The following is a 19596-nucleotide window of genomic DNA, read 5'->3' on the forward strand; positions in this document are numbered from 1 at the left end:
CCGGCTCCGGACACCCTAGTCCAGACGGAAGGGACCACCCCGTTCCGCGGTTACGCGGTGTGCTCGTCGGCCACCGTGAGGGCTGCGTCGAGGGCCGCGAGGCCCTCCTTGGCCTCCGCCTCGGTGACGTTGCAGGCGGGGACGGCGTGCGTGCGGTTCATGTTGACGAAGGGCCACAGGCCGTTCTTCTTCGCCGCGGCGCCGAAGGCGGCCATCGGGGCGTTGGCCTCGCCGGCCGCGTTGTACGGGACGAGCGGCTCGCGCGTCTCGCGGTTCTTGACCAGGTCGAGGGCCCAGAAGACGCCGAGGCCGCGGACCTCGCCGACGGACGGGTGGCGCTCGGCGAGCTCGCGCAGGCCGGGGCCGAGGACGTTCTCGCCGATGTGGGCGGCGTTCTCGACGACCTTCTCGTCCTCCATCACCTGGATGGTGGCGACGGCGGCGGCGCAGGCCAGCGGGTGACCGGAGTAGGTCAGGCCGCCCGGGTAGGGCCGCTTGTCGAAGGTGGCGGCGATCTCGGCGTTGATGGCGACGCCGCCGAGCGGCACGTAGCCGGAGTTCACGCCCTTGGCGAAGGTCATCAGGTCGGGCACGACGTCGAAGTGCTCGGCGGCGAACCACTTGCCGGTGCGGCCGAAGCCGGCCATGACCTCGTCGAGGACGAAGACGATGCCGTACTTGTCGCAGATCTCGCGGACGCCGGCGAGGTAGCCGGGCGGCGGGGTCATGATGCCGGCGGTGCCGGGCACGGTCTCCAGGATGATCGCGGCGATCGTCGCCGGACCCTCGAAGGCGATCGTGTCCTCCAGGTGCTGGAGGGCCCGCGCGCTCTCCTCCGCCTCGGTGGTGGCGTAGAAGGGCGAGCGGTAGAGGAAGGGCGCCCAGAAGCGCACGACGCCGGCGGAGCCGTTGTCGGAGGCCCAGCGGCGGGGGTCACCGGTCAGGTTGATCGCGGTGGAGGTGGCGCCGTGGTACGAGCGATAGGCGGAGAGCACCTTCGTACGGCCGGTGTGCAGCCGGGCCATGCGGACGGCGTTCTCGACGGCCTCGGCGCCGCCGTTGGTGAAGAAGATCTTGTCCAGGTCGCCCGGGGTGCGCTCGGCGATGAGGCGTGCGGCCTCGGAGCGGACGTCGATGGCGAAGGCGGGCGCGAAGGTGGTGAGCTTCGCGGCCTGCTCCTGGATGGCGGCGACCACACGGGGGTGCTGGTAGCCGATGTTCGTGTAGACGAGGCCGCTGGTGAAGTCCAGGTAGCGGTTTCCGTCGTAGTCCCAGAAGTACGAACCCTCGGCGCCGGCGACGGCGAGCGGGTCGATCAGGCCCTGGGCGGACCAGGAGTGGAACACGTGCGCGCGGTCGGCGGCCTTGACGGCGGCCCCGGCCTGGGGATCGGGTTCGACGACATGAGGGGTCATGGGGTCGAGGGTAAGGAACCGCAGGTAGGGCGGGCCATGGCCATCTTGTCCACCGAGACCGGGGCGGACGCGACACCTTGTTCCGTGAGGTGGAATCCCCGCGGAATCCCACCCCCTGATTGACAGCATACTGTCGATATGACAGCCTGTTGTCATCAGCGGAACCGAGGGATCGACCACACCGACCAAGGGGTCAGCCATGGGAACGAACACCGGTACGAAGACCGTCCACCTCGCCGTCTACGACACGCTCGCCGACTGGGAGACGGGCCACGCCACCGCCTGGCTCGCCCGCGCCGGCTACACGATCAGGACGGTCGGCCCGGTCGCCGGGGAGCCCGTCACGACCCTCGCCGGCATCCGGATCGTCCCCGACCTCGCGCTCACCGACCTCCGGCCCGAGGAGAGCGAGCTGCTGATCCTTCCGGGCGCCGAGAAGTACGACGAGGGCGACGAACTGGCGCCGTTCGCCGCCAAGGCCCGCGCCTTCCTCGACGCCGGTGTGCCGGTCGCCGCGATCTGCGGCGCCACGGCCGGACTCGCCAAGGAGGGCCTGCTCGACGACCGCCCCCACACCGGCGCGGTCTCCTTCTATCTCGCCGCCACCGGCTACAAGGGCGGCGAGCACTACGTCGACGCGGACGCGGTCACGTCCGGCGGCGAGGCCGGGACCGGTGACCTGATCACGGCGGGCCCGACGGAGCCGGTCGCCTTCGCGCGTGAGGTCTTCGCGGCCCTCGGCGCGTACGAGGGCAAGCGGGACGCCTGGTTCCGCCTCTTCCACGACTCCGACCCGGCGGCCTTCGTCGAGCTGAACTCATGAGCCGCGAGCAGCAGGACGCCCTCTCGCGTACGGCCCTGGGCGTCTTCCGCCTCAACGGTCAGTTCCTCGCCGTCTCGGAGAAGCTGGCCGAGCCGGCCGGCCTGACCGCCGCCTGGTGGCAGGTCCTGGGAGCCGTCCTGCCGGAACCCCTCCCGGTCGCCGGGATCGCCCGGGCCATGGGCATCACCCGGCAGAGCGTCCAGCGGATCGCCGACCTGCTCGTACGGGAGGGACTCGCGGCGTACGAGCCGAACCCGGCCCACCGCCGCGCCAAGCTCCTCACCCCGACCGGGGCGGGCCGGGCGGCCATCGCCCGCATCGAACCGGGCCACGCGGAACTGGCCGCCGCGCTCCTGCGGGAGCTGGGCGGCCAGGAGGCCTTCGACGAGACGGTACGGGTCCTGGACCGGCTGTCGGCCGCGCTCGATGCCGTCGAGACGGATCAGCCGTAGGCGGTCCGCCGGGGCCGGGCGGTCAGGACACCCCGTTGAACTGCTCGGCCACGGCGCTCCTCAGCAGCAGCGGATGGACGAAGCGGTCCGGCGACGACGGCGGGAAGCGCCACGACAACGGCCACGTCCTGCCCGTCAACGCCGGCACCGGTACGTAGCTCACCTGGCCGGGACCGGCGTTGAACCGGGTCACCCCGCGCGGCCACGACTTGCGCGCGGTCGACCCCGGCGGCAGGAGGAAGTAGACCCCGCGCCGCCCGTTCGCCTCCAGCACGACCGGCCCCGGGTCGCCCCCGGTCAGTTCCTCCATCCGGTCGGCGAGCCGCCGCCCCTCGTCACCGTCCACCCGGACGGCGTCGAATTGCACCCCCGCCTTACGGAGTTGGAATCCGGAAACTGGAATCCAATCCGCGTTTACGTCCCGATTCTCTTCGTTCACGAGGACATGCTCCCGCGCCGGCGCTAGCGTTTTCCACGACTGCGACGGGCGCGTCGGTAACCCCTTGACCTGCGCCAACGAGCCTTGCGGGCAGTCGAATTCGGCGGGGAGCAGTTGAGACCGGTTGAGATCGGTTGAGTCCGAATGGGGAACGGGAATGGCGCGAGCGGAGAACAAGGAAGCGGCGGGGCCTGCGGCGCGGACCGTCGCGGGCATGGCGAAGAAAATGCGACAGCGAAAGGGGCTCACCCAGGAGCAGCTGGGGGCGCAGATGGGCTACACCGGCGCGGCGGTGAGCGCTCTGGAGACGCTCGCGCAACCGGTGAGCGACGAGATGCTGGTGAAGCTCGAACAGACGCTGGGCGAGGAGACGGGCATCTTCGAGGCCCTGCGCGAACTCGTACGACTGGAGAAGCTTCCTCAGAAGTTCCGGGACTACGCGCCGATCGAGCAGAAGGCGCTGGTCCTCAGCCTGTACGCGAACCACGTGGTGCACGGCCTCTTCCAGACGGAGGAGTACGCGCGGGCGCTCATCGCGGGGGGCTACCCGGAGCCGACGGAGGACCGGGTCGCGGAGCTGGTGGAGATGCGAGTGGCACGCAAGGCCCTCTTCGACAGACGACCTCCGTGCCAGATCGAGCTGGTCCTGGACGAGTCGGTCCTGAGGCGTCCGTTCGGCAGCATGGAGATCATGCGCGAGCAGCTGACGCACCTGGCCGAGTGCGCACGCCGCAGGAACGTCCACTTGCTGGTGCTCCCCCTGGACGCCGCGCTCATGGGGGAGTACGCCGGTGCGCGGGGCGAGTTGAACCTGGTGGAAACACCCGAGCATGAGCGGCTGGCCTACCTCGACGTCCAGGACGAGAGCATGATGATCGGGGACCAGTCGAGGGTGAGCACATACCTCCAGCGCTATGCGAAGATCCGGGCACAGGCCCTCGGCCCTCGCGAATCACTGGGCCTCATCGAGAGGTTGGCGGGAGACGGAAGATGAGCGAGAACTTGCACTGGCACAAGTCCAGCTTCAGTGACGACAGCGGCGGCAACTGCGTCGAAGTGGCTCACGCCCACCGGCCGGAAGGCGCCGCCGTCCACCTCCGCGACTCCAAGCAGAGCGACGGGCCCACGTTCACCGTGGAGCCCGCCGCCTGGAGCGTGTTCGTCGCGTGGCAGTAGCCGACTAGCAGGACAGGTTCGACCCCGCGGGGACGCCCAGGATCTGGGTGAACTGCTGGTACTTGGTGACCCGGCTCTGCACCTGGGCCGGGTTGCGGCCGTTGCACTCCAGGCTGCCGTTGATCGCCCAGATGGTCTGGCCGAAGCCGGCGCCGTTGACCATGGCGTTGTGGGCGGTCATCGTGCCCGGGCCGCTCTGGGTGTTCCAGTACCAGAGGCCGGTCATCATGGCGACGGCCGGGTCCTGCTCGACGCGCCAGGGGTTGTTCAGCAGGTCGATGCCGAGGGCGTCACCGGCGGCCTTGTAGTTGAAGTTCCAGGAGAGCTGGATGGGGCCGCGGCCGTAGTAGGCGGCCTGGCCGGCGGGGCAGCCGTAGGACTGGCTGGTGTCGCAGTAGTGCGGGTAGTTGGCGGTGTTCTGCTCGACGATGTAGACGAGGCCGCCGGTCTCGTGGGAGACGTTCGCGAGGAAGGCCGCGGCCTCCTGCTTCTTCACCGTGTCGCTGCCGGTGTTGGCGAAGCCGGGGTACGACTTGAGGGCCGCGGTGAGGCCCGCGTACGTGTAGAAGGGGTTCCGGCTCGGGAACATCTGGTTGAACTGGGCCTCGGAGACCACGAATCCGGAGGTCGGCGGGGTGGTCGGCGGGGTCGTGGGCGGGGTCGTGGGCCCGCCGCCGCAGACGCCCTGGTCGGCCCAGACGCCCCACTCGCCGGTCGTGCCGGGGGTCTCGTTCTGGGTCCACCACTTGGCGGACCAGTTGTGGCCGTTGTGCGAGGCGGTCATCCCGCCGGTGTAGACGCTGGAGGAGTTCCATGCGGCCGCGCAGGCGGCGGCCGCGCCGGCGGAGGCGGCGGGGAGGAACAGCACAGCGAGTCCGACGACCGTACAGAGCGCGGCCACTGAGGTGACCAACTTACGCAGCATGCGGGCTTCCTTCCGGGTGGGGCCGGGACGGGGAAGCCACAGAAAAGCGCGATTGGTCTGGACCTGTCAAGGTCTAGACCAGAACTTGTGACAATGGCCCCGGCCCCCCGGAGACGGGGGCCGGGGCCATGAGCCTGCCGCTCAAACCGCCTGCGGTTAGAGCAGGTTGTAGATCTGGAAGCCGGTGCCGATCTTGACCGGCGCCTGGAACACGGCCGGGGCGCCGCCCGTGCCCGAGTACCGCAGCAGGTCGCCGTTCGGCTTGCGCGCGATCAGGTCCGTCCTGCCGTCGGCGTCGAGATCACCGACCGACAGCAGGCGGTCGTAGGCGTTCCAGCCGCCGCCGATCTGCGTACGGCCCGCGAAGGGGGCCTTGTAGTCGCCGGTGCCCTTGTAGAGCCACAGGACGCCGGCCTTGTCGCGGGCGACGACGTCGGGCTTGCCGTCACCGCTCAGATCGCCCTGGCCCGCGATCTGGTCGAACTGCTCCCAGCCGCCGCCGACGCGGGTGCGCGGGGCGAGCGTGCCGTCCGGGTAGGCGAGGTACGACCACAGGACACCGGCCGCGTCGACACCGAGGAGGTCGGCCTCCGGGGCGCCGCCGACACTGCCGGGCGAGAGGACCGTGCGGTAGGTGTTCCAGCCCGTACCGACCTGCTTGGAGTGCTGCTGCCCGTCGTCCGAGAACCAGTGGTACGTGAGGGTTCCGTCCTTGTGGAGGAACCAGGTGCCGTCGCCCCAGCCGTCCTTGTCGTTGTCGACGTCGATCACGTCGGCAAGGTGCTCGAAGGACGCCGCGATGTGGTCGCGGGGGCCGAAGGCGCCTTCGCGGTCCGGGAAGTAGAGGTACCCCTCGTTCGTCTGCTTGTGCACGCCCATCATGGCGAAGCTCGGCGTCTCCACCGGCGCTTCCTCGGCGGCGAGCGCACCGGCGCGCCGGGCGCCCTCGGCCCGGTGCTCGGCCCCGGCCACGGCGGTGGCACGCGCCCGGTCGGCGCCGGCCGGGTCGCCGGAGGCGACGGCGATGCCCGCGGTGGCGGTCAGCGCGAGGGTGGCGGCGGTGGCGGCGAGCGCGCCGCGCAGCGCGCGGCGACGTCGGATGATCATGAAGGTCCCCCTGGGATCCACTCTGCTCGTCAACGGACTCGACGGCGGCACACGGTCGTCGGGCCGCCGGAGTCCAGAAGCCTCTCACAGGGGACCGACAAGGCTCGCGGAGAATCCAGGGGGGGTGGCGGGGCGGGCGGTGGCCGCCTCAGATCATGAGCACGATCCGCCCCGGCCGGTGGCCCGCCTCCGCGCGGCGGTGGGCCTCGGCGACCTCCTCCAGCGGCATGACGTCGGCCACCCGGGTGATCAGCTCGCGGTCCGCCACCTTCCGCAGCGCCTCCTTGAGCCGGGCGGCGTCCGGGCGGGCGCGGACGGCCTCGACGCGGATGTTCCGTTCGGCGAGCGGGACCCGGTCGGGAGCGATCGCGACGAAGACGCCGTCATCCTTCAGCAGCGGGAGGAGCTCCCCGCCGACGAGCGCCCCGTCGAAGATCCCGTCCACCCGCTCCGGGGCCGCCTCGGCCACCCGGGCACGCACCTCCTCCAGGCTGCCGCGCGGGACGGCGTGGTCCGCGCCGAGAATCCTCAGCTCGCTCTCGTCGCCCTCGTGGGCGACGGCCACGACCCGCAGTCCGGCCGCATGGGCGTACTGGACGGCGAACCGGCCCACCACGGCGCTCGCACCGGTCACGAGCAGCGTCGACCCGGCCGGCAGCGCGAGACGGTCGAGGCCCTGCTGGGCCGTGTCCGAGGCCAGCGGGACGGACGCGGCCACGGTGAACTCCACGTCGTCCGGGATCACGGCCAGCCACGCCGGATCGACCCAGATGACCTCGGCGTACGTGCCCTCGCCGGTCAGCAGCTCGTACCAGGGGATGTGACCGGCCACACGGGTCCCGGGGTCCATTCCGGGCGCCGGGTCGAGCAGCTTTCCCGCGAAGTCCGTCCCCAGGACGAACGGGGGCTTGAGATCACCGACCGCGTCGGCGTACAGGCCGGCCCGGATCCGGATGTCCGCCTGGTTCACACCGGCGGCCTTGAGCCGCACCCGCACCATGCCGGGGACGGCCCCGGCCTCCGGCTCCGGCCGACGGGCCATTCTGAGGACCTCGGGTCCGCCGTAGGCGGTCACTTCGACGACACGCATGGGGTTCTCCTCAGAATGAAGGCCCCCTCGTGGCCATTACACCCACGCTCCCCACCCCCGGCAACCTCTGATGAGCCGCCCGCGCACGGCCCGCCCGCTCCGGCCCGCCCGGCCCACCCCGGACCCGGCCCGCGGAGAGGCCTGGTTGACGGAAGGACGAACGAAGAACCCGCGCCGCACGGTCGCGCCGGGTCCGGTCACGACGGTGCTGGCGGCGGCCCCGGCGCCGATGGAGGTGTCGAGCTGGACGCGGTAGCCGATCCGGCGGCGGCGCGGAACCCACCACTGGACCCAGATGGCGGCGACGGAGACGAGGACACCGGCCAGCGCGGTGACCACGGCGATGATGCTCTCAGCGGTGAGCGAGTCCACCCGTGCGACGGTACGGACGTGTGTGCGGCGACGGCGGGTACGTCGCTCCCCGCCGTCTGGACTGCTCGTCCTGCTCACCGGCGGGCCGACGGGCGGCCCCGTCACCGTCGAGGGCACCCTCGACGACGGCGTCGTCCACGTCAACCACAGCACGACCCCCGACGACAAGGCGCCCCTGTTCAGCCGGGTCGCGCGGACCGTCACCCTCACCCTCACGCTCTGCATGATCGCCCTCGCCGTGATCATCGTCCGGGAGCGGACCCCGCCTCCGATCGGCTGCGCCACGGGCGATCTCACCGTCGTCGGGTCGACGGCCTTCGCCCCCGTCGTACGGGACGTCGCGAAGAAGTACGAGAAGGACTGCGAGGGCGCGACCGTGCGCGTGGAGACCCACGGGTCGACGTCCGGGACACGGCGGCTGGCCGAGCAGGGCGCGAAGACCGCCAAGGGCTCCCCCTCGGTCGTCGCCCTGTCCGACGGGCGCAAGCCGGACGGCTTCCCCGAGCTGCGGGAGAGCATGGTCGCCGTCTCCCTCTACACCCTCGTCCTCAACGACGACGTGCCCGTGGACAACCTGACCCTGGACCAGATCCGCCGGATCTACCGGGGCGAGATCAAGAACTGGGGCGAGCTGGTGCCGAGCCTGGACCAGCCGGTCCTGCTGGTCAGCCGGGACGCCAACTCCGGTACCAGGGAGGTCTTCCAGCGCCGGGTCCTCGGACGCAACGAGCCCGCCAACTCCTCCCTGGACTGCCGGACCAGCAACGATCCCGAGTCGGAGGTCGTCCGCTGCGAACTCGACTCCACGGACCAGGTCCTGTCCACGGTGGCCAGGCTGTCCGGCGCGATCGGCTACAGCGAGGTGCGGAAGGGCACCGGTCTGAAAGGCCTGCACCGGGTGGCCATCGACGGCCGCAGACCGGTCCTGGACGAGCTGGGCGAGTCGAGCTACCCGTACCGGGAGATCGAGTACGCGTACACCTGGCGGGAACCGAAGGCCGACTCGCCGGCCGCCAGCTTCCTCACCTATCTGCGCTGGGGCAGCGGCCAGGACATCATCCGCGTCCACGGGCACCTGCCCTGCTCGACGCCGAAGGGGCTGCGGATCTGCGGGGAGGGCTGACCGCCCGCCCGGCGCCGACCACCGGTCCGGCGGGCATGGGGCGGACACCGGCGCAGCCCCGTCCGGCGGGCGATCGGTAGGGACGGCCGACCCCCGGTCTGGCATGCTCTGACGACGTGGATCCATTGAACGCGGAAGACCCGGTCAGCATCGGCCCGTTCCGTCTGCTCGGCCGCCTCGGGGTCGGGGGCATGGGCCGGGTGTTCCTGGCGCGTTCGGCCGGCGGGCGGACCGTCGCGGTGAAGGTCGTGCACGCGGAGCTGGCCGCCCAGGAGGAGTTCCGGCGCCGGTTCGCCCGCGAGGTCGCCTCCCTGGAGCGCGTCGGCGGCACGGGCACCGCACCCGTCCTCGGCTCGGACACCGCCGCCGACTCCCCGTGGGTGGCGATCGGCTACGTACCGGGGCCGTCGCTGCGGGCCGTGGTCGGCGACGAGTTCGGCCCGCTGCCGCCCGCGACCGTGAAGGCGCTGGCCTCCGGTCTCGCCCGCGCCCTCGTGCACATCCACGCGGCCGGACTCGTGCACCGCGACCTCAAGCCCTCCAACGTCCTGCTCACCGTCGACGGGCCGCGGATCATCGACTTCGGCATCGCGCGGGCCGTCGACACCGTCGCCGACGGCGGCGATCTGACCACCACCGGCGCGGTCGTCGGCTCCCCCGGCTTCATGTCGCCCGAACAGGTGCGGGGCGACCGGCTCACCCCGGCGTCGGACATCTTCTGCCTCGGCTCCGTCCTGGCGTACGCGGCGACCGGCCGTTCCCCCTTCGGGACGGCCGACAGCGGCGTGCACGCGACGATGTTCCGGATCGCCCACGACGAGCCCGACCTGACGGATCTGGCACCCGAGCTGACCGGGGTGATCCGGGCCTGTCTCGCCAAGGACGCGGCCGCGCGGCCGACGGCCGCAGAGATCGCGGAGACCCTGCCGATCCCCGACCCCTGGCTCCCCGCCGATGTCCTGGCCCGCCTCGGCCGGCACGCGGCACGGCTCCTGGAGGCCGAGACGGAGAGCGCGACGGGCACGGGCGCCGGTGGCGCCATCCGCGCCGACGGTGACCCGACCCCGCCCACCCCCCTCCCGTCCACCGCCTCCACGACGCCCCGGCCGCAGGCCGGCCGCCCGCGCCGGACCGCCCTGGCCGCCGGAGCCGCGGCCCTCGCGGTGGCCGCCGCCGCCACCCTCGCGTACACCTTCTGGCCCGACCCGGACACCGGCATGGACGACCGGAAGAACCAGGCCCCGAGCGGCACCGGCAAGGTCGCGGCCCGCCCCGCCGGCATCGTCCCGGCCGCCTTCCTCGGCGCCTGGGAGGGCGTCGTCCAGGGCTCCCCGACCCACCCGCGGGAGACCGGCCGGTTCGAGATCACACAGGGCGCTGCGGGCTCCAAGAGCGCGGTCTACGTCCAGGTCGCCGAGAACCGCCTGTGCATGGGACGCTCCCGGCTCGTCTCCGCCGACGAGGACAAGGTCGTCCTCGGCGAGTCCGACGTGACGACCAGCGTGCCCGCCCAGCGCTGCGTCCCCGCCGCCCACCAGACGCTGACGCTGCGCTCCCCCGACGTCCTGGAGTGGACCTCGGGCACCGCGAAGGCCACCTTCCGCAAGGCCCCCACCGGCACCGAGGTCGTCCCCGCGCGCTTCCTCGGCACCTGGTCGCGCATCCCCGCCCCGGAGATCTACGGCGAGAACGACGACCGCTACACCTCGCAGGTGACGATCACCCAGGGCCCGGTCGGCGCGCCCGTGGTGAACACCCTCGACGGCTATCCGCGCACGGTCGACGGCGTGCTCATGGACGAGGACTGGTCCTGCGGGACCACGGCCGTCCTCGCGGGCGTCGGCGGCCAGCTGATCGTCGGCCCGTCGACCCGGGACACCAACGCCTGGGACCGCGAATGCCAGGAGGGCCTGTCGCGCTATCTGGTGGTCGACAAGCTGAACGGCAAGGACCGGCTCCTGGTCTACCCGATGCTCGACGGCGAACCGAACGAGTACTACCGCTCCTAGGAGACGGACCGCCCGGGCAGTCCCGCCGCCGCCTCGGCGTACCCGCGGACCAGGGGACGGGTGTCGTCCGCGCGGTGGGCGAGGGCGAGGTGGCTGGGGCCGATGCCGTCGACGGGACGGGTGACGACTCCGTCGCGGGCGAGGAGCGGGGCGTTTCCGGCGGCGACCAGACAGATGCCGTGGCCGCCGACGAGGGCCTCGTACGTCTCGTCGGCGCTGGCGATCTCCGCGCCGACGACCGGCGGGCGGCCGCCCCGGGCGTCCAGCGCCAGCCAGTGGTCACGCAGTTCGGGCCCGGTGTCCGGCAGGGCGAGGAACGGCTCGTCGAGGAGCTCCGCGAAGTGGAGGCGCTCGCGGGCGGCCAGCCGATGGGTCTCCGGAAGGGCGACGAACCGGGGTTCGGCGGCCACGACGACCCAGCGGAAGCGTTCCGCCGCGGGCAGCGGCAGCCAGACGAACGCCACGTCGCTGGCGCCGTCGGCGAGTCCGGCCGTCGGGTCCTCCCACCCCACCTGGCGCAGCTTGAGGACCGCCTCCGGGTGGGCCTCGGTGAATCGGGAGCGGATCGAGGGAAGCAGCCCGCCGCGCCCGGGGCTGGTGGACATGCCGACGACGAGCGTGGTCCGCTCGGCCGCGCGGGCCCGCCGTACGGCCCCGTCCGCCTCGGCCCAGGCGGCGAGCACGGCGCGGGCGTGCGGCAGCAGGGCCGTACCGACGGAGGTGAGACGGACGCCGTGCCGGTCGCGGTCGAAGAGCGGCGCGCCGAGCTGACGTTCCAGGGCCCGGATCTGCTTGCTGAGGGCGGGCTGGGAGACGTACAGCCGCTCGGCGGCGCGGGTGAAGTGCAGTTCCTCGGCGACGGCGACGAAGTACCTCAAGTCCCGGCCGTGCACGTCCATGGTCATGCCCATGGGCTATCACAACAGATCTTGGACCGGCAACGGCCTTGTGGCACAGGCTGGTTGAGCCATCGGAGCGAGGACGAGAACGAGGAAGAGGGATCCACATGAGCAAGGTCTGGCTGATCACGGGCGCCAACAGCGGTTTCGGACGTGCCTTCGCCGAGGCGGCGATCGCGGCCGGCGACGTCGTGGTCGCCGCGGCCCGCCGTACCGAGACCCTGGACGACCTGGTCGCGGCCCACCCGGACCAGGTCGACCCGGTCGCGCTGGACGTCACCGACGCGGTGGCTGTCGACCGGGTCGTCGCGGAGGTCGCCGAGCGCCACGGCCGCATCGACGTCCTCGTCAACAACGCGGGACGCACGCACGTCGGTTCGGTCGAGGAGACCTCCGACGCCGAACTCCGCTCCCTCTTCGACGTGCACGTCTTCGGGCCCGCGGCCCTGACGCGCGCGGTCCTGCCCCATATGCGGGCCCGCCGCTCGGGCGCGATCGTGCAGCTCAGCAGTGTCGGCGGCCAGATGTCGATGGCCGGCTTCGGGGCGTACAGCGCGACGAAGTTCGCGCTGGAGGGGATGTCGGAGGCGCTCGCGGCGGAGGTACGGCCGCTGGGCATCGACGTCCTGATCGTCGAACCGGGCGCCTTCCGCACGAGCCTCTTCGGCAACCACAGCCTGAGCGGCGACGGCATCGCGGACTACACGGACACGGTGGGCGCGACCCGCGCGTTCGTCGAGACGGGCGGCGGCGCGCAGGAGGGTGACCCGGCGAAGGCGGCCGCGGCGGTCCTCGCCGCCCTGAACGCCGACGAGACGCCGATGCGGCTCGCCCTGGGCGACGATTCGATCGACACGATCCTGGGCCACCTGGACCAGGTCAGGTCGGACCTGACGACCTGGGAGAAGGTCGGCCGGGACACGAAGCTGACCGGCTGAGGCGCCGGGGAACGAAGCGACCGGCCGAGGCCGTCGGGAAGGACTCGGGGGCAGGCGTTCCGCGAACGGAACGCCTGCCCCCGACCCGTCCCTCTAGAGGAACGAGTTGATCTCGATCGTCTCGGTGCGGCCGGGGCCGACGCCGATCGCGGAGATCGGGGCGCCCGACATCTCCTCCAGCGCCTTCACGTACGCCTGCGCGTTCTTCGGCAGGTCCGCGAAGGTCTTCGCCTTGGTGATGTCCTCGGACCAGCCCGGCAGCATCTCGTAGATCGGCTTCGCGTGGTGGAAGTCGGTCTGCGAGTACGGCAGCTCCTCGACGCGCTTGCCGTCGATCTCGTACGCGACGCAGACCGGGATCTGCTCCCAGCCCGTCAGCACGTCGAGCTTGGTGAGGAAGAAGTCCGTCAGGCCGTTGACCCGGGTCGCGTAGCGCGCGATGACCGCGTCGAACCAGCCGCAGCGACGGTCACGGCCGGTGGTGACACCGCGCTCGCCGCCGATGCGGCGCAGCGCCTCGCCGTCCGCGTCGAACAGCTCCGTCGGGAACGGGCCGGCGCCGACACGGGTCGTGTACGCCTTGAGGATGCCGATGACCCGGCTGATCTTCGTCGGGCCCACGCCGGCGCCGGTGCAGGCGCCGCCCGCGGTCGGGTTCGAGGAGGTGACGAAGGGGTACGTGCCGTGGTCGACGTCGAGCAGCGTGCCCTGGCCGCCCTCGAACAGGACGACCTTGTCCTCGTCGAGCGCGTTGTTCAGGATCAGCGTGGTGTCCGCGACGAACGGCTTGATCTGCTCCGCGTACTGGAGCATCTCCTCGACGATCTGCTCCGCGTCGATCGCCCGGCGGTTGTACAGCTTGGCGAGCAGCTGGTTCTTGCCCTCCAGCGCCGCCTCGACCTTCTGGGTGAGGATCGACTCGTCGTACAGGTCCTGGACCCGGATGCCGACGCGGTTGATCTTGTCGGCGTAGGTCGGACCGATGCCGCGACCCGTGGTGCCGATCTTGCGCTTGCCGAGGAACCGTTCCGTCACCTTGTCGAGGGTGACGTTGTACGGGGTGATCAGGTGGGCGTTACCGCTGATCAGGAGCTTCGACGTGTCGACGCCGCGCTCGTTCAGTCCACTCAGCTCGGAGAGCAGGACCGCCGGGTCGACGACGACACCGTTTCCGATCACCGGGGTACACCCCGGTGAGAGGATTCCGGAAGGGAGAAGATGCAGCGCGTACTTCTGGTCGCCGACGACGACGGTGTGGCCGGCGTTGTTGCCGCCCTGGTAGCGCACTACATAGTCAACGGATCCACCGAGGAGATCGGTGGCCTTTCCCTTGCCCTCGTCACCCCACTGAGCACCGAGCAGCACAAGTGCGGGCACAGGCGTACACCCCTTCCGGGTGGGGCATGTCCAAGGTCAGGGGCCGAGGCCGCCTCACCGGTGTGCCCCGGAATAGACGAAGCCCCTGGCGCAATAGCGCAAGGGGCTCTTGCACAAAGATGCTACCCGAGGAAGGACCGAGGTGTCGGATCACGACCAGCTGCTGGTCATCGTCGACCCGGTCGCCCGCCGAAGTGACGGCGAGTCCGTACGGATCGCGAAGGATGTGCTGTCCGCGGGCGCGGAGGCGAAGATCTGCCTGCCGGACAGCCCGGAGGAATTCACCCGGGCCCTGGCCCGGCGCGGCTCACGCCGCCCCGTGGTGCTCGGCGACGACCGTGCGCTGCTGCGTACGGTGGGCCTCCTCCACCGGGAACGGGAGCTCGCCGCGGGCGTTCTGTCCGTCGTCCCGATCGGCGCCCCGGACGCCCTGGAAATCGCCCACGCCCTCGGCGTGCCGCGCTCCACCCCGGCGGCCGCCCGCGCCGTCCTCGACGGGGCCGTACGGCGGCTCGACCTGCTGGTCGACGACAGCGACGGTGTCGTCCTCGGCGATCTGCGGGTGCCGGCCTCGCCCGTCCTCGGTCCGGCGGCCCCGACCGTCTGGGGCACCTGCCGGTCCCTCGTCCGCACCCTGGTCCGGCCGGCTCCGACGGCCCTCGCGGTCCGCGCCCACCGGCTGCGCGTGGAGGCGGACGGGGTGCTGCTCACCGATGTGGACACCCCGCTGGAGAGCCTCACGGTCCGCTCGGTCGGCGGGACGGCCGAGGTGGTCGTCCACCCCACGGAAGCCCCGCCCCTGCGGACGACCGCCCGTGTCCTCACCGTCTCGGGCCCGGACTTCCGCTACCGCGCGGACGGCCGCGTCTCGGGGCCGGTCCGCCGCCGCACCTGGACGGTCCTGGGCGAGGCGTGGGGGCTGACGCTGCCCCGCGGCTGAGCTTTTCGGGGGGGCCGGGCCCGGGTCCCGGGCCCCTCAGGAACCCGTGCGGGACTCCCGGTGGGCCGCCCAGCGGTCCATGACTCCCAGCATCTCCCGCTGGAGGAACGCGAAGAACTCGGCCGTCTCGGCCGTCCGCGCGCCCGCGGCCGTCTCCGGGCCGAGCAGTTCGGACCCCTCGCGGAGGACCTTCTCCCAGCGGACGAGGATCTGGTCGCGGCGGGTGAAGGTCTCGTACCAGAGCTCGTTGTGGAGGACGTACCGCTCGCGCCGGGTGCCGGGGTCGCGCTCACGGCTGACCATGCCGACCTGGCTGAGGTAGCGGATCGCGCCGGAGACCGCTGCCGGGCTGATCCGCAGCTGCTCGGCCAGCTCGGCCGAGGTCAGCGAGGCGCCCTCGGAGGCGAGGAGCGCCGCGAAGACGCGGGAGGCCATGCGCTGCATGCCGGCTTCCGTCAGCTCACCGGCGAAGCGCTCCACGAAGCGGGACACACCCTCCTCGTTGCCGCCCTCGCCCGCCTCGGTGGTCGCCATGCCGGTCATCGTCTCCCTCGTCCGCTCCGCCGCCTCGACTTTATACGCTTCCTTAACTTCACAACTTTGTGAAATCAGCGTACGTTCTGAAACATGACCAAGGCCCTCAGCATCGCCGGACTCCACAAGTCCTTCGGGCGGACACGCGCGCTCGACGGCCTCGACCTCGCCGTCGAGACCGGCGAGGTCCACGGCTTCCTCGGCCCCAACGGCGCCGGGAAGTCCACCACCATCCGGGTCCTCCTCGGCCTCCTCCGCGCCGACTCCGGCGGCGTCTCGCTGCTCGGCCGGGACCCCTGGAAGGACGCCGTCGAACTGCACCGCCGGATCGCGTACGTCCCCGGCGACGTGACCCTGTGGCGCAACCTCTCCGGCGGAGAGGTCATCGACCTCTACGGGAGGCTCCGGGGCGGCCTCGACAAGGCGAGGCGCGCCGAGCTGATCGAGCGCTTCGAGCTCGACCCCACCAAGAAGGGCCGCACCTACTCCAAGGGCAACCGGCAGAAGGTCGCCCTCGTCGCGGCCTTCGCCTCCGACGTCGACCTGTACGTCCTCGACGAACCGACCAGCGGCCTCGACCCGCTGATGGAGGAGGTCTTCCAGAGCTGCGTCCAGGAGGCCCGCGAGCGCGGCCGGACCGTGCTCCTCTCCAGCCACATCCTCAGCGAGGTCGAGGCCCTCTGCGACCGCGTCAGCATCGTCCGCAAGGGCCGGACCGTGGAGTCCGGCTCCCTCGCGGAGCTGCGGCACCTGACCCGTACCAGCGTCACCGCCGAACTCGCCGCCCCGCCCGACGGCCTCGCCGGCCTCCCCGGCGTCCACGGCCTCGACGTCCAGGGGCCGCGGGTGCGGCTCCAGGTCGACACCGACAAGCTCGACGCCGTCCTGCGCTCCCTGACCGCCTCCGGCGTACGGAGCCTCACCAGCACCCCGCCCACCCTGGAGGAGCTGTTCCTCCGGCACTACGAGGACGAAGGCGGGGGCGGGGGCGAGGGCGAGGGCGGGGCCGACGACGCGCACGTCGCGAGCGGGGTGACGGCGTCATGAGCACGGTGGCCCCCGCCCCCGCCGGCTCCCCGGCGGGCACCGGCGGCCTCGCCGGGACCGGCACCCTCACCCGGCTCGCCCTGCGCCGCGACCGGCTGACGATCCCGCTCTGGGCGCTGGTCACCGGCGGCCTCGTCGCCAGTGGCGCCGGCTCGCTCGAAGGCGTCTACGGCACGGCCGCCGCACGCGCCGAGGCCGCCGCCGCCATGACCGCCAACAGCTCGATGCGCGCGCTCTACGGACCGGTCTTCGACGACTCCCTCGGCGGGCTCGTCGCCTGGCGGTTCGGCACCTTCGCCGCCGTCCTCGCCGCCGTCGCGAGCCTGATCGTGGTGGTCCGGCACACCCGCGAAGAGGAGGAGACGGGCCGCCAGGAGATGCTCTCCGCCGGCGCGGTCGGCCGCCGTGCCCCGCTCACCGCCGCCCTCCTCGCCGCGCTCGCCGTCAACGCGGCCGTCGCCCTCGTCGTCACCGCGGGGCTCGCCGGACAGGGCGCGGCCGGGGCGCTCGCCCTCGGCCTGGCGATCGGCGGCACCGGCATGGTCTTCGCGACCACGGCCGCGCTCGCCGCCCAGCTGACGGAGAGCGCCCGGCTCGCGAAGGGCCTGACGGGGGCCGCCGTCGGCCTCGCGTTCGTCCTGCGGGCGGCCGGCGACTCCGGCACGGCCGGGGGAGGTTCGTCCGTGCTGACCTGGCTGTCGCCGATCGGCTGGGCCGAGAACGTCCGCGCCTTCGCCGGCGAACGCTGGTGGGTCCTGCTCCTGATCGTCGCGGCGATCCTGTTCCAGACGGCGGCGGCGTACGCGCTGACCGGCCGCCGCGACATCGGCGCGAGCTTCCTCGCGACCCGGCCGGGCCCGGCGGAGGGCGGACTCGCGACGGCGGGCGCGCTCGCCTGGCGGCTCCAGCGCGGCACGCTCCTCGGCTGGTCGCTGGGGTTCCTACTCGGCGGGCTCGTCTTCGGCGGGATGGTCGAGGGCGCCGCCGACATCGTCGGCGACAACGCACAGGCCCGGCAGATCTTCGAGCGGATGGGCGGCCAGAGCGCCCTCACCGACGCCTTCCTCGCCACCATGGTGTCCCTCTTCGGGATGGTCGCGGCGCTGTTCGCGGTCGGCTCCGCGCTGCGGCCGCACGGCGAGGAGACCTCGGGCCGCGCCGAACCGCTCCTCGCGAACGCCCTCGGCCGGACCCGCTGGGCGGCCGGCCACCTGCTGATCGCCTTCGGCGGCTCGGCCCTGATCCTGGCCCTCAGCGGGATCGGCCTGGCCCTCTCGTACGGCCACGACGCCGGCCCGGTCCTGGGCGCCTCGCTCGCCCAGCTCCCGGCGGTGTGGACCCTGGCCGGGCTCGCGGTCCTCCTGTGGGGCGTGGTCCCGAAGGCCGCGACCGCCGCGTGGGGCGCGGCCGGCCTGTGCCTGGCCCTCGGCTGGATCGGCCCGGCGCTCGACCTGCCGCAGGCGGCGCTGAACCTCTCCCCCTTCGGCCATCTGCCGAAGCTCCCGGGCCCGGAGACGGCCTGGACCCCGGTCCTGGCCCTGACCGCCCTGGCGGCGGCCCTGGTGACGACGGGCCTGGCGGGACTGCGGCGGCGGGACGTGGTGGCCTGACGTCGTCCGCACGGCTCAGGACCGGGGCGGCGCCGCCGGCCTGAGGGCGCGGGCCGGCACCTCCAGCGCCTCGGTGACCTCGCCGACACCCGGTGAGCGCACGGGGGCGGGACGGGCGCGGCTCACACCTCCACCAGCAGCTCCTCGAACCCCCTGATCACGAATCCCGGCTTCCGGACGGGCTCCGCCGTCAGCCGAAGGTTCGGGGCCTGCTGGAGCAACTCACGGAAGACCGCCGTCAGTTCGAGGCGGGCGAGCGGGGCGCCGAGGCAGTAGTGGATGCCGGCGCCGAAGGTGATGTGGGGGTTGTCGGCGCGGGTGAGGTCGAGGGTGTCGGCGGTCGGGCCGAAGCGGGCGGGGTCGCGGTTGGCGGAGCCGAAGAGCAGGGCGACCTCGGAGCCGCGCGGGATCGTCCGGTCCCCGATCTCGATGTCGTCGAGGACCCAGCGCTCGAACATCTGGAGCGGGGTGTCGTAGCGCAGAAGTTCTTCCACAGCTGTGGACAACTTTTCGGGATCCGGACGGACGCCCTCCCTCAGCAGGGTCCACCAGCCGCTGACCGTGGTGTTCACCGTCGCCTCGTGGCCCGCGTTCAGGAGCAGGACACAGGTCGAGATCATCTCCTGCTCGGTCAGCCCCTCCACCGCGATCAGCGAGGAGATCAGATCGTCCCCCGGCTCCTTGCGCCGCCGTGCGATCAACTCCCGCAGATAGTCGGAGAACTCCACGGAGGCCTCGACCGCCCGCCGGGCCGTCTCCGCCGACGGGTTCAGCTCGAACATCCCGCAGATCGCCGCCGACCAGGGCCGCAGCCGGCCCCGCTCCTCTGCCCCCTCGGGAACGCCCAGCATCTCGGCGATCACCGCGACCGGCAGCGGCTCGGCGACCGCCGCCTGGAGGTCGCCGCCGCCCGCCGCCACCAGATCCCCCACCAGACCGGCGGCGAGGCGGCGTACCGTCGGCGCCAGGTCCTCGACCGTCCTCGGGGTGAACGCCTTCGACACCAGGCGCCGGATGCGGCTGTGGTCGGCCGCCTCGAGATCGAGCAGTCCGTGGTCGTTGAGCGTGTGGAAGGGCTCGTACGCGGCGGGCGGCGCCTCCTGCCCGAACTCCTCGTGGGTGAAGCGGTGCGTGTACGTACGGCCGAGGCGCCGGTCCCTGAGGAGCGCGGACACGTCCTCGTGGTGCGGGATCAGCCACTGGCCGGTCGGGCCGTGCCAGTGGGCACGGCCCGCCGCGCGCAGCTCGGCGTAGGCGGGGTACGGATCGGCGACGAACTCCGGGGAGAAGGGGTCGTAAACAGCCTCGGCAGCGTCCATG

The 19596-nt window shown here is 72.3% G+C and carries 20 protein-coding genes; 10 read left to right on the forward strand and 10 right to left on the reverse strand.

Annotated elements, in window-relative coordinates:
- Positions 1-50: 50 nt before the first annotated feature.
- Positions 51-1415, reverse strand: coding sequence for an aspartate aminotransferase family protein (locus tag OG392_RS17215; protein WP_329280306.1), 1365 nt, complete (start codon positions 1413-1415; stop codon positions 51-53).
- Positions 1416-1614: 199 nt separating this feature from the next.
- Between OG392_RS17215 and OG392_RS17220 the strand changes: the two genes are divergently transcribed.
- Positions 1615-2238: a DJ-1/PfpI family protein gene (locus tag OG392_RS17220; protein WP_329280308.1), complete on the forward strand. Its 624-nt coding sequence runs from the start codon at positions 1615-1617 to the stop codon at positions 2236-2238.
- Positions 2235-2690: a MarR family winged helix-turn-helix transcriptional regulator gene (locus OG392_RS17225; RefSeq protein ID WP_329280310.1), complete on the forward strand. Its 456-nt coding sequence runs from the start codon at positions 2235-2237 to the stop codon at positions 2688-2690. The genes OG392_RS17220 and OG392_RS17225 overlap by 4 nt, the downstream gene beginning before the upstream one ends.
- Positions 2691-2712: 22 nt before the next feature.
- Here the strand turns inward: OG392_RS17225 and OG392_RS17230 are convergent, their stop codons facing one another.
- Positions 2713-3129: a hypothetical protein gene (locus OG392_RS17230; RefSeq protein WP_329280312.1), complete on the reverse strand. Its 417-nt coding sequence runs from the start codon at positions 3127-3129 to the stop codon at positions 2713-2715.
- A 157-nt stretch (positions 3130-3286) separates the two neighbouring features.
- Here OG392_RS17230 and OG392_RS17235 point away from each other — a divergent pair, with 157 nt between their 5' ends.
- Complete coding sequence (locus OG392_RS17235) at positions 3287-4123, forward strand: helix-turn-helix domain-containing protein (protein ID WP_329280314.1); 837 nt, start codon at positions 3287-3289, stop codon at positions 4121-4123.
- The gene (locus OG392_RS17240; protein WP_329280317.1) at positions 4120-4305 is read left to right on the forward strand and encodes a DUF397 domain-containing protein; all 186 of its coding nucleotides are present in this window, start codon (positions 4120-4122) and stop codon (positions 4303-4305) included. The genes OG392_RS17235 and OG392_RS17240 overlap by 4 nt, the downstream gene beginning before the upstream one ends.
- Before the next feature lie 4 nt (positions 4306-4309).
- On the opposite strand, the gene OG392_RS17245 is transcribed toward OG392_RS17240, so the two are convergent.
- From OG392_RS17245 to OG392_RS17260, 4 genes are all read right to left on the reverse strand, one after another.
- Positions 4310-5230: a glycoside hydrolase family 19 protein gene (locus OG392_RS17245; protein WP_329280319.1), complete on the reverse strand. Its 921-nt coding sequence runs from the start codon at positions 5228-5230 to the stop codon at positions 4310-4312.
- A gap of 156 nt (positions 5231-5386) precedes the next feature.
- Complete coding sequence (locus tag OG392_RS17250) at positions 5387-6337, reverse strand: FG-GAP repeat domain-containing protein (RefSeq protein WP_329280320.1); 951 nt, start codon at positions 6335-6337, stop codon at positions 5387-5389.
- 148 nt (positions 6338-6485) lie between these two features.
- Entirely contained in the window at positions 6486-7427 is a 942-nt protein-coding gene (locus OG392_RS17255) for an NADP-dependent oxidoreductase (protein WP_329280321.1), read from the reverse strand.
- Positions 7428-7463: 36 nt separating this feature from the next.
- Positions 7464-7799 carry a hypothetical protein gene (locus tag OG392_RS17260; RefSeq protein ID WP_329280323.1) on the reverse strand — a complete coding sequence of 112 codons (336 nt, stop codon included), beginning with the start codon at positions 7797-7799 and terminating at the stop codon, positions 7464-7466.
- Here OG392_RS17260 and OG392_RS17265 point away from each other — a divergent pair.
- Complete coding sequence (locus OG392_RS17265; protein ID WP_329280325.1) at positions 7786-8922, forward strand: PstS family phosphate ABC transporter substrate-binding protein; 1137 nt, start codon at positions 7786-7788, stop codon at positions 8920-8922. The genes OG392_RS17260 and OG392_RS17265 overlap by 14 nt on opposite strands.
- 116 nt (positions 8923-9038) lie before the next feature.
- Positions 9039-10931 carry a serine/threonine-protein kinase gene (locus OG392_RS17270; protein WP_329280327.1) on the forward strand — a complete coding sequence of 631 codons (1893 nt, stop codon included), beginning with the start codon at positions 9039-9041 and terminating at the stop codon, positions 10929-10931.
- Here the strand turns inward: OG392_RS17270 and OG392_RS17275 are convergent.
- The gene (locus OG392_RS17275) at positions 10928-11836 is read right to left on the reverse strand and encodes a LysR family transcriptional regulator (RefSeq protein ID WP_329280329.1); all 909 of its coding nucleotides are present in this window, start codon (positions 11834-11836) and stop codon (positions 10928-10930) included. The genes OG392_RS17270 and OG392_RS17275 overlap by 4 nt on opposite strands.
- 101 nt (positions 11837-11937) lie before the next feature.
- Between OG392_RS17275 and OG392_RS17280 the strand changes: the two genes are divergently transcribed.
- On the forward strand, positions 11938-12768 hold the full coding sequence (locus tag OG392_RS17280) for an oxidoreductase (protein WP_329280330.1): 831 nt from the start codon (positions 11938-11940) through the stop codon (positions 12766-12768).
- 93 nt (positions 12769-12861) lie between these two features.
- Here the strand turns inward: OG392_RS17280 and OG392_RS17285 are convergent, their stop codons facing one another.
- Complete coding sequence (locus tag OG392_RS17285; RefSeq protein WP_055600217.1) at positions 12862-14145, reverse strand: adenylosuccinate synthase; 1284 nt, start codon at positions 14143-14145, stop codon at positions 12862-12864.
- A gap of 142 nt (positions 14146-14287) precedes the next feature.
- On the opposite strand from OG392_RS17285, the gene OG392_RS17290 reads away from it, so the two are divergent.
- Entirely contained in the window at positions 14288-15085 is a 798-nt protein-coding gene (locus OG392_RS17290; RefSeq protein WP_329280333.1) for a diacylglycerol kinase, read from the forward strand.
- 36 nt (positions 15086-15121) lie between these two features.
- Here the strand turns inward: OG392_RS17290 and OG392_RS17295 are convergent, their stop codons facing one another.
- Complete coding sequence (locus tag OG392_RS17295; protein ID WP_329280335.1) at positions 15122-15628, reverse strand: GbsR/MarR family transcriptional regulator; 507 nt, start codon at positions 15626-15628, stop codon at positions 15122-15124.
- An 84-nt stretch (positions 15629-15712) separates the two neighbouring features.
- On the opposite strand from OG392_RS17295, the gene OG392_RS17300 reads away from it, so the two are divergent.
- On the forward strand, positions 15713-16666 hold the full coding sequence (locus tag OG392_RS17300; RefSeq protein ID WP_329280337.1) for an ABC transporter ATP-binding protein: 954 nt from the start codon (positions 15713-15715) through the stop codon (positions 16664-16666).
- Positions 16663-18276, forward strand: a complete 1614-nt coding sequence (locus OG392_RS17305) for an ABC transporter permease (protein WP_329280339.1) — start codon at positions 16663-16665, stop codon at positions 18274-18276. The genes OG392_RS17300 and OG392_RS17305 overlap by 4 nt, the downstream gene beginning before the upstream one ends.
- 122 nt (positions 18277-18398) lie before the next feature.
- On the opposite strand, the gene OG392_RS17310 is transcribed toward OG392_RS17305, so the two are convergent.
- A complete protein-coding gene (locus OG392_RS17310) occupies positions 18399-19595 on the reverse strand; it encodes a cytochrome P450 (RefSeq protein ID WP_329280341.1) in 1197 nt (398 codons plus the stop codon).
- Position 19596 lies beyond the last annotated feature (1 nt).

The sequence above is a fragment of the Streptomyces sp. NBC_00691 genome (genome assembly GCF_036226665.1).
Taxonomy (GTDB): Bacteria; Actinomycetota; Actinomycetes; order Streptomycetales; family Streptomycetaceae; genus Streptomyces.